Origin of the sequence: Flavobacterium rhizosphaerae (assembly GCF_046000445.1) — a bacterium.
Classification (GTDB): domain Bacteria; phylum Bacteroidota; class Bacteroidia; order Flavobacteriales; family Flavobacteriaceae; genus Flavobacterium; species Flavobacterium rhizosphaerae.
This window is the reverse complement of the sequence record NZ_JBELPZ010000038.1, coordinates 1-1,534: the sequence shown is the minus strand read 5'-3', so window position 1 is coordinate 1,534 and position 1,534 is coordinate 1. Positions and strand designations below refer to the sequence as shown.

1 protein-coding gene and 1 pseudogene are annotated in these 1,534 nt (G+C 47.5%); both read right to left on the bottom strand.

Features of this window, described 5'->3' with window-relative positions:
- Window positions 1–1,148, bottom strand: a pseudogene (locus ABS766_RS16695) (OmpA family protein); the annotation flags it as partial.
- A 21-nt stretch (window positions 1,149–1,169) separates the two neighbouring features.
- The coding region (locus ABS766_RS16690) for a type IX secretion system membrane protein PorP/SprF (RefSeq protein ID WP_408086336.1) at window positions 1,170–1,534 on the bottom strand (365 nt) is incomplete at its 5' end.

Below are 1,534 nucleotides of genomic sequence, written 5' to 3'. Positions count from 1 at the left end.
CCTGAGTTTACCGGAAGGCCTACGTTTTTAGCCTCTGCAGCAGTGCCTTTGGCAAGGTCGATAACATAAATGTCATACGAACCAAAACCCGGGCGGCCGGTAGATGAAAAATACAGTTTGTTGTCGTCGGTTATAAAAGGGTAGTTGTCCTTGCCTTCGGTGTTTACCTTAGGGCCAAGGTTCACCGGCTCACCATAGGTGTTGTTGCCTGTTACCTCCACTTTCCAGATATCCGTACTGCCTCCCATAGAGCCTTCACGGTCTGAGGCAAAGTAAAGCGTCTTGCCGTCTTTACTGATCGATGGGTTGCCTGTAGACCAGCGCTTATCGTTAAACGGCACTGGCTGTATATCGCCCCACTCACCATTTTGTCTGGTAGCCCTGAACAGGAACACCTGCCCTACTTTAAGGTAGTTCTCCTTATCCACTTCATATTCCTTACGCTCTTTAAAGCTCTCACTGGAAAAATACATGGTGTTGCCATCTGCCGTTACGGCCACAGGGCCGTCATGCCACTTGCTGTTTACTGAGGCTAACGGCACCGGCTCGCTAAAGCTGCCATCGGCATTATAGGTAGCCTGGTAAATATCAAGGTATGGCTCTTCGTTCGCTCCATAGGTCCTGCGGGCCTCATTGCGGGAGCTGGTAAAGTAAAATGTGTTGTCATTGGTAAGCACAGGGCCAAATGAACCGTATTTCTTATCGTTGATGTCCAGTACTTTCTCATCAAACAGTTTGGCCTGATTTTTTAGCTTAGGCAGGTAGTCCGGGTCTTTCATAAAAGTAACGGCACGCTGGTCTGACGGGGCCATCTGGGCAAATTTGCGCATCTGCGCATTGGCATCCGCATAACGGCCTTCGGCCTTCAGCATCTGCGCATAGCGGTAGTACGTCTCGGCATCCTGGGGGGTTTTGGTTGCCTCGGCATACCATTTTACCGCCTCTTTGCTGTTAAACACATTATAATAGCTGTCCCCAAGCATTTTATATACATAAGGGGTTTTATCTTTTACATCCTGGTAGGCCTTAGCAGCATCAACATACTCAAAACGGGCATACAGCTTATCGGCTTCCGCCGTGCTCTTATCCTGGGCCGTTACTGCCATACCGGCGAGCATAAAACATAGGGTAATATATAATTTCTTCATTTTATTATGTCGCTTTATAGGTTAGAAATAACGTGGTGAACGGGATACTTTCTTCGGGAAGTTCAGGTCAAAGAGCAGCATCACCTCGTGTGAAGACGGGGTGGTAACATTCAGATCGCTGATGATGTGGTCATAGGCATACCCTATACGTAAATTAGGGGTAATGGCATAGTTTACCATACCGCCAAAGCTGTCATCAAGCCTGTAAGTAGCACCTATCTCAAACTTCTCAAAAAACAGGGCGTTTAGTGAGCCGTCTAACGATGGGTCAACACCAAAGGCTGACTTTAGCATAAACGAAGGCTTAAGCTTTACATTGTCGCTAAGCTGGAATACATAACCTCCCGTTAAGAAGTAGTGCGACACCTCTGAACCAAATTCCAGGT